5 protein-coding genes are annotated in these 7,533 nt (G+C 61.4%); all 5 read left to right on the forward strand.

Features of this window, described 5'->3' with window-relative positions; all coding sequences use genetic code 11:
- Nucleotides 1-80: 80 nt before the first annotated feature.
- Complete coding sequence (locus H7C19_RS19780; protein WP_185670781.1) at nucleotides 81-1,091, forward strand: ATP-binding cassette domain-containing protein; 1,011 nt, start codon at nucleotides 81-83, stop codon at nucleotides 1,089-1,091.
- On the forward strand, nucleotides 1,088-1,903 hold the full coding sequence (locus H7C19_RS19785) for an ABC transporter permease (RefSeq protein WP_185670782.1): 816 nt from the start codon (nucleotides 1,088-1,090) through the stop codon (nucleotides 1,901-1,903). The genes H7C19_RS19780 and H7C19_RS19785 overlap by 4 nt, the downstream gene beginning before the upstream one ends.
- Before the next feature lie 97 nt (nucleotides 1,904-2,000).
- Nucleotides 2,001-2,741, forward strand: coding sequence for a CAP domain-containing protein (locus H7C19_RS19790; RefSeq protein WP_185670783.1), 741 nt, complete (start codon nucleotides 2,001-2,003; stop codon nucleotides 2,739-2,741).
- Nucleotides 2,742-3,105: 364 nt separating this feature from the next.
- The gene (locus H7C19_RS19795) at nucleotides 3,106-5,400 is read left to right on the forward strand and encodes a helix-turn-helix domain-containing protein (RefSeq protein ID WP_246469617.1); all 2,295 of its coding nucleotides are present in this window, start codon (nucleotides 3,106-3,108) and stop codon (nucleotides 5,398-5,400) included.
- 44 nt (nucleotides 5,401-5,444) lie between these two features.
- A complete protein-coding gene (locus tag H7C19_RS19800; RefSeq protein ID WP_185670784.1) occupies nucleotides 5,445-7,238 on the forward strand; it encodes a right-handed parallel beta-helix repeat-containing protein in 1,794 nt (597 codons plus the stop codon).
- Nucleotides 7,239-7,533: the final 295 nt, after the last annotated feature.

Below are 7,533 nucleotides of genomic sequence, written 5' to 3' on the forward strand. Positions count from 1 at the left end.
GACGCTTGGCTTCTTGGTTCACATTCAGTTCATAAATTTACATTACGATCCAAGTAATCAGTCGCGTAGGAGGAATTGCAATGGATCATCTATATGGAAAGGGAATCCGCCCGAACCAGGGGGAATGGGCCGTCGAAGCGCGCGGACTCGTCAAAACGTTCGGCGACAATCGCGCGGTGGACGGCGTCGATCTGAACGTGCGCGCCGGTTCGATCTATGGCGTGCTGGGTCCGAATGGGGCGGGCAAGACGACCACGATCCGCATGCTGGCGACTTTGCTTCGGCCGGACGCCGGATCGGCGCGCATCTTCGGGCATGACGTGGCGAAGGAGTCGCAGATCGTCCGTCAATTGATCGGCGTGACCGGTCAGTACGCATCGGTCGACGAGTCGCTCAGCGCGACCGAGAACCTGGTCATCTTCTCCCGGCTGCTCGGGCTGGGGCGCGGGGAGGCGCGGCGCAAGGCCGCGGAGCTGCTGGAGGAATTCGGTTTGACGGAGGCCGCGAAGCGGCCGCTCAAAAACTTCTCCGGCGGCATGCGCCGCCGGCTGGATCTGGCAGCAAGTCTCATCGCGCAGCCGCCGCTCATCTTCCTGGACGAACCGACGACCGGCCTGGATCCGCGGACGCGCGCGCAGATGTGGGAGACGATCCGCCGGCTGGTCAAGACGGGGTCCACGGTTCTGCTCACGACGCAGTACCTGGATGAGGCGGATCAACTGGCGGACCGGATCGCGGTGATCGATCGGGGCCGCGTCGTCGCCGAAGGCACGGTGGACGAACTGAAAGCGTCAGTCGGGACCTCGTCGCTGCAATTGCGCGTTCAGAATGCCATGGACGTCGAGGCAGCCCGCCGGACCATTGAGCGGGTGCTCAAGGTTCAATCGAACGTGTCTTCGGAAGCCGGCAAGATCACGGCTCCGATGGCGGACGCCGACCGGGTGACCGACCTGCTGATCGCTCTCCGCGAAGCCGGTATTCCCTTGGCCGAATTGAGCGTGCAGAAACCGACGCTCGACGAGGTATTCCTCACCATCACCGGCCATGGCGTCTCCTCCGACGAACCGAACAAAGAGGGGGTAAGCGCATGAGAAGTACGACCATAAAGGCGGGCGCTCATCTCCCGCTCAAAAACCGCACGAGCTTCAGTCAGTCGGTACGCCACTCGTTGACGATGGCCTATCGCGGCCTGTTGAAGATTCGGCGCACGCCCGAGCAATTGTTCGACGTGACGCTCCAGCCCATCATCTTCACCCTGATGTTTACCTACATCTTCGGCGGGGCCATCTCCGGCGACGTGCAGAGCTACTTGCCTGTCATCATTCCCGGCATCCTCGTACAGACCGTAATCACGACTTCGATCGTCACCGGCGTCCAACTGCGCGAGGATATGGACAAAGGCGTATTCGACCGATTCAAGTCCCTGCCGATCGCGCGCATCGCGCCGCTCGCGGGAGCGCTATTGGCCGACACCATCCGGTATACCATTGCGACCGTGCTCACCTTTAGCATGGGCTATATCATGGGCTATCGGCCCGACGGCGGCCTGGGTCACGTCGCCATCGCCGCGGTTCTCGTGATTTGCTGCTCCTGGGCGATCAGTTGGATCTTCGCTTTCTTCGGCGTGATCGCCCGGACGGCCTCCAGCGTGCAGGGGATCTCGATGCTGGTGCTCTTCCCGCTCACGTTCCTGTCCAACGCGTTCGTGCCGACCAAGACCATGCCCGACTGGCTCCAGTGGTTCGTGAACATCAATCCGATCTCGCACCTCGTTACGGCCGTCCGCGATCTTGCCAACGCCGGAACCGCAGGTTGGGACCTCGGCATCTCTCTCATCGGCGCGGCTGTCATCGTAGCGGTCTTCGCACCCATCACGGTCCGCGCCTATATGCGCCGAACCTAGTTCGCCTTACCTCGAACGGCCGAGCGCGCTCTGCGGGCGGCGACGAGCTTCGAGATGGCCGGAACGGTTCGTTACGCGCCGTATAATTCTTCGGCCCATGACAAAACCTTTGTTCGAGAGCGTCACGGCAGTGACGGTTAAGGGAGGTTTTGTTATCAAACGGCTGGTCGTCATCGCGGCGGTATTGCTCATTGCAGGTTGCGCGAATCATCTGGTGTCCAACAAGCAATCGGTTCCGAAAGCAACAAAGGTCGAAACGCATACGCGCAATCCGGCATCCACGTCAACTTTAACGCAAGCCTCATCCATCTCTACGACGGGTGAGCGAAAATCCACGATCTCGATTAAGCAGCTGCCCAACGACGCGCAGAATTGGTTGGACGGGCTAAACCCGAATCTTGCGTCGCCGCCCAACGCTGTTAATCCGCAGCAGTCGGCCAATCCGCAACAGTCCGCCAATCCGCAACAGTCCGCCAATCCGTCCCAAGAGGTGCTGGATCTGGTGAACAAAGAAAGAACGAATGCGGGGCTGAAGTCGCTAAGCATGGACGGCAGCCTTTCGAAAGTGGCCATGGCCAAGGCGAAGGATATGCACGACAACCATTATTTCGACCATCAGTCTCCGACTTATGGATCCCCGTTCGATATGATGAAGACGTTCGGGATCTCTTACAACTCGGCCGGAGAGAACATCGCCCAAGGCCAGACGAGCCCGACGGAAGTCATGAACCAATGGATGAACAGTCCCGGGCATCGGGCCAACATCCTGAACGGCAGCTACACCCAGATCGGAATCGCCTATTACAACCGCGAATGGGTTCAAGAATTTACCGGATAGCCAGGCGAGCCGGCACGAACGCTGCGACGATGAATGGATTGCTTAAATGCCGCAAGCCGTTAAACGCGAGGAGATCCCGTGTTTAACGGCTTTGCTGCGTCTATGCGTTCGATCGGGAAATCTTAAGCCGCGGCCGCGGCATATCTCCATATGACGTTGCACAAGCGGGGAGGGCCTGATAGAACGCGGATTGCAGGCTGCGATAGGCGCAATTGTACCCTCAGGCATGCAATTGTACCTTTACGGTAAAAGCAATATTCGCTAAAGTGTCGATACGGCAAGCAGGAGAGGGCAATCGCATCAGGGTTCGCGCATCCTTATGATAGGATATGACAGCGCTCTCACTGGGGGGAGGGGGCTTCGCATGTTTAGCATGCCTAGATACGCGAGCGTTTTCAGGAATTTCCTTGTATCGTATATCGTCATCTTAATCATTCCGAGCATCGCGGGTTATATGTCCTATCAGACCTCGATCTCGGTTACGGAGTCCATCTCGATCGAGAACAGCGTCACCCAGCTTCAGAAAAGCAAAGAGCTCTTGGAGCGAAGAATCGCGGAAGTGGAAGGCTTCACGAGACAGCTGGCGATCCATAACGACCTCAATCTCCTGATGAACGAGCCTCCGGCGAAAGACAAGCAGAATGTGTTCGGCATCTGGCGCATGATGCGGGACTTGACGACGTTCGGCCAGACGAACGACTTCCTGCGGCATTTTTTCATTTACCTTCGCAATTACGACGTCGTGTTGACCCCGGGTTCGGCTTATTTCAGGCCCGAGCATTATTACGAGAATTACCGCTATGAGGACTTGTCCTTGGCCGACTGGAAGCGGACCGTGCTCGCCGCTACGCACCAGAACGAGATGATGCCCCTCCGTCCGTTCGTGACCCCGAACGGCCGCACCTCCGCGATAACCTATATGCAATCGCTGCCGCTGGACAGCTTCGGCGATACCTCGCCGGCGGTCGTGGTCGTCATCATCGACCAGAAGTCGATCCTAGGCCTGCTGTCGGGCATTACGGACGTGAACGGCGGCTGGGTCCATATTGTGGACGCGCAAGGCAGGACGATCAGCCGCCAAGGGGACAGCGACGAGATCGCCGACGCGCTGGCGAACGACCCGCGATTCGACGGAAGCCGGGCCAGCCAGTTCTACCGTGACGAGCTGGTGGTGACGATCCGCTCCTCCAAGAACGGGTGGGTCTACCATGCGGGCATTCCGAGAGCGGCGCTGATGGAGAACGCGAATCAAATCAAATGGATCTCCTGGACGGTCATCGGAGGCGCCTTGGCGCTCGGGCTGCTCATCGGACTCGCGCTCGCTTACCGGAACAGCGCCCCGATTCACCGTCTGCTGACCGCGTTCGGACAGGAGACGCACGCGGACCGCAACGCGTACGACTTCCTCCATGGCAATATCGCCGAGATGATCTCGAACAACGGCAAGCTCGAGACGGAGCTGAGACGCCAGCGGCCGCTCGTTCGCGACGCCTTCTTCAAGCGTCTCATCGCCGGCGAGTTCCGGACGCGCGAGGAGATCGTCGCGGCCGCGGTGCAGTCGAACGCGGGACTGAGCGGCAGCTCGGGCTACGCGGCGATTCTGCAGATTGACGGCTATGCCGGCATGGACAGCGTCGACATCCTGAACGAGCTGCATGCGGCCCGGCTCGTGCTCAAGCAATCGCTGCACGAGATGGCCGGCTCCGTCCCGATGACGGATCTGGGATCGGATAAGCTCGTCGCGCTGTTCGTCAGCGAGGAGTCGGGCGAGGGGAGCTACGAGCAAGCGCAGATCGACGGCATGTTGGGGCGGCTGGCCGAATCGCTGTTCCGGGAGTACAAGATCTCCATGAGAGCGGCGGCGAGCGCGAGATTCTCCTCGGTCACGGACATCAGCCACGCCTACGCTCAAGCGAAGCAGACGATGGAGCATGCTGCGGCGACCGGTTCGGAGACGGTGTCGTGGTATGGGGAGATGAAGCTGGACAGCGTCACCTACTACTATCCGCTTGACGTAGAGATGCGCTTGATCGGCACGCTCCGGGCCGGAGAGATCGGCGAAGCGCGAAGGATCGTGGAATGGCTCGCCGAGCAGAACACGGTCGTCCGCACCCTCTCCGCGGAGATGAAGCACCAGCTCGCGCTCGAGATGAAGGGAACGCTGCTGAAGCTGCTGGACCAGAAGATGTTCACCGAATCCGAGTCGATCGAGCCAATCAAGAACCGCATCGTGGCCATCCACCCGGGGGAGACGATCGAGAGCCTGCACGAGGAGATCATGGCGATCATGGAAGCGCTCTGCGGGTTGGTCGCGAGCAAGAAGAACGATCAGCACGTGCAATTGGTCGAACGGCTCAAGGCGCTGGTCGCGGAGCAGTACGCCAACGCCAATCTAAGCCTGTACAGCTTGGCGGAGCAGGTCGGCCGGCCGGAGAAGTACATCTCTCAACTGGTTAAGGAAGTCACAGGCAAAAATCTGTCCGACTACCTCGAGCGGATCCGGATCGATCAAGCGGCGCTGCTGCTGAAGGCGAACGGGCATACGATCGACGATATCGCCGCGCGGGTCGGGTACAACAGCTCCCATTCGTTCCGCCGCGCGTTCAAGCGCGTCACGGGCGTCTCTCCGAGCGCCTACCGACAAGCTGCCGAAGCGTGATGCAAGCCCATCCAACGACGACAACGAGGAACGGAGAAGTGGATATGAACGAGACGAGCACGATCATCAATGTAGCCGATTACGGCGCGAGGCCGGACTCGCGCGAAGATGCGGGTCCGGCGATGCGCAAGGCCATCGAAGCTGCCGCCCGGGCGACGGGACCCGTCGTGCTGCGCTGCGAGCCGGGGCGATACGACTTCTATCCCGGCGGAGCGGAGCGGATTCCGTATCCCGTCACGAACACGGCCAGCGAGCAAGAACATCCGAACATCGAGAAGACGATCGGCATCCGGTTCAAAGGATTGCGCGGCGTCTCGCTGGACGGCAACGGGGCGCTGTTCGTCTATCACGGGAAAATGACGATGCTCGTCATCGATGCCTGCGACGACGTGGGCATCCGTAACGTTCGGTTCAACTACGAGCGGCCGACGGTCGCGGAGATGAGGGTCGAGGCTTGCGGCGACGGGTACCTCGACGTCCGGGTCCATCCGGACAGCCGGTACGAGATCGAAGACGGCCGGCTGGTCTGGATCGGCGACGGCTGGCGCTTCGGCAGCGGGCCGATGCAGATCTGCGATCCGGTCGCCGATACGACGCGGCGGATCGACAACTTCCTGGAAGGCGACATCGCCGCGGAGCCGCTCGGCCCGTCGCGCGTCCGCTTCCGGTTCGGCACCGGTCCGATGCCGGAGGCGGGCGTCGGGCTCGTCTACCAGGCCCGCGACGGGATTCGGGATCAGGTCGGCGCGCTGATCGCGAACAGCCGGAACGTTCGCTGGACCGACGTCGGCGTGCACTTCGCCCATGGGCTGGGCATCGTCTGCCAGTTCAGCGAGAACGTGACGATCGAGCGGCTGGACATGACGCCCCGTCCGGAGACCGGACGCACCGTCGCGGCGTTCGCCGATTGCGTTCACGTATCGGGATGCCGCGGAGCGATTCGGATCGCGGACAGCACGTTCGCCGGGGCGCACGACGACGCGATCAACGTCCACGGCACCTATCTGCGCATTGTGGGACAATCTGCGCCCGACGAGATCACGGTCCGGTTCATGCATCCTCAGACGTACGGGTTCGCGGCGTTTTTCCCGGGAGACCGGATCGAATATGTCCGGGCGGCGTCCCTGCGGACATTCGGAGAGGCCGTCGTCGTCGAAGCCGAATCGATCGGCCCGCGCGAGATGAGCTTGAAGCTGGACCGCCCGCTCCCCGGAGATCTTCGCGCGGACGATGTGGTGGAGAACGTGACTTGGACGCCGGAAGTATACGTCACCGGCAACCGGATCTCCCGCATCCCCACCCGCGGCGTGCTCGTGACGACGCGGCGCCGGACGCGCATCGAGGGCAACCGGTTCGAGCGGACGCCGATGAGTGCCGTCTTGGTCGCCTGCGACGCGGGAAGCTGGTTTGAATCCGGCCGGACGGAGGAGATCGCCGTTCGGGGCAATACATTCGTCGAATGCGGCGGCGCGAAGCATCCGGTCTTGGCCGTCCACCCGGAGGTCGGTGAAGGGGAGCTGCGCGCGGCATCGCCGGTACATGCGCGCTTCGCCGCCGAAGGCAATACGTTCGAGCTTCGGGACGGCCCCGCGCTCGGTGCCCGGAGCGTCGGCAGCCTGACGTTCTCGAACAACCGGATCGTCCGGTTAGGCGGTTCCGGCGGCGGTGCGGTGGCGATCGAGCTGGACGCGTGCGGCATAGCGGAGATAGCGGGGAATCGCCTCGAAGGGGAGGCCCGTGCGGGCACGATCGCCGTTCGGCGGATGAAGCCGGAACGGGTGTCGCTCGAAGCCGGGCAGCGGCTCGAAGCCGCGTACGACAAGGCAGAAGCGGAATAAACGGACCGCATGCGAAAGGCCGGGGCAGAGGCTGTTCCAGAAGGTATCCCAGAAGGTATCCGAGAAGGGATTAAAACCGAGGGGACAGCTCCTTGACGTGTCTTCGCCGACGCAAGGCGAAAGTGATGTGCCAGAGACGTACCCAGTACGTCACTTTGCGCGTGTTCGCCTCACCAAGGCTAAAGAGACGTACCCAGTACGTCACTTTGCGCGTGTTCGCCTCACCAAGGCTAAAGAGACGTACCCAGTACGTCACTTTGCGCGTGTTCGCCTCACCAAGGCTAAAGAGACGTAC

Source organism: Cohnella nanjingensis (genome assembly GCF_014212125.1).
GTDB lineage: Bacteria > Bacillota > Bacilli > Paenibacillales > Paenibacillaceae > Cohnella > Cohnella nanjingensis.

Excerpts from the sequence above, each read along its gene's own strand:
- H7C19_RS19780 (WP_185670781.1), top strand. The coding sequence starts at position 81 with ATGGATCATCTATATGGAAAGGGAATCCGCCCGAACCAGGGGGAATGG.
- H7C19_RS19785 (WP_185670782.1), top strand. The coding sequence starts at position 1,088 with ATGAGAAGTACGACCATAAAGGCGGGCGCTCATCTCCCGCTCAAAAAC.
- H7C19_RS19790 (WP_185670783.1), top strand. The coding sequence starts at position 2,001 with ATGACAAAACCTTTGTTCGAGAGCGTCACGGCAGTGACGGTTAAGGGA.
- H7C19_RS19795 (WP_246469617.1), top strand. The coding sequence starts at position 3,106 with ATGTTTAGCATGCCTAGATACGCGAGCGTTTTCAGGAATTTCCTTGTA.
- H7C19_RS19800 (WP_185670784.1), top strand. The coding sequence starts at position 5,445 with ATGAACGAGACGAGCACGATCATCAATGTAGCCGATTACGGCGCGAGG.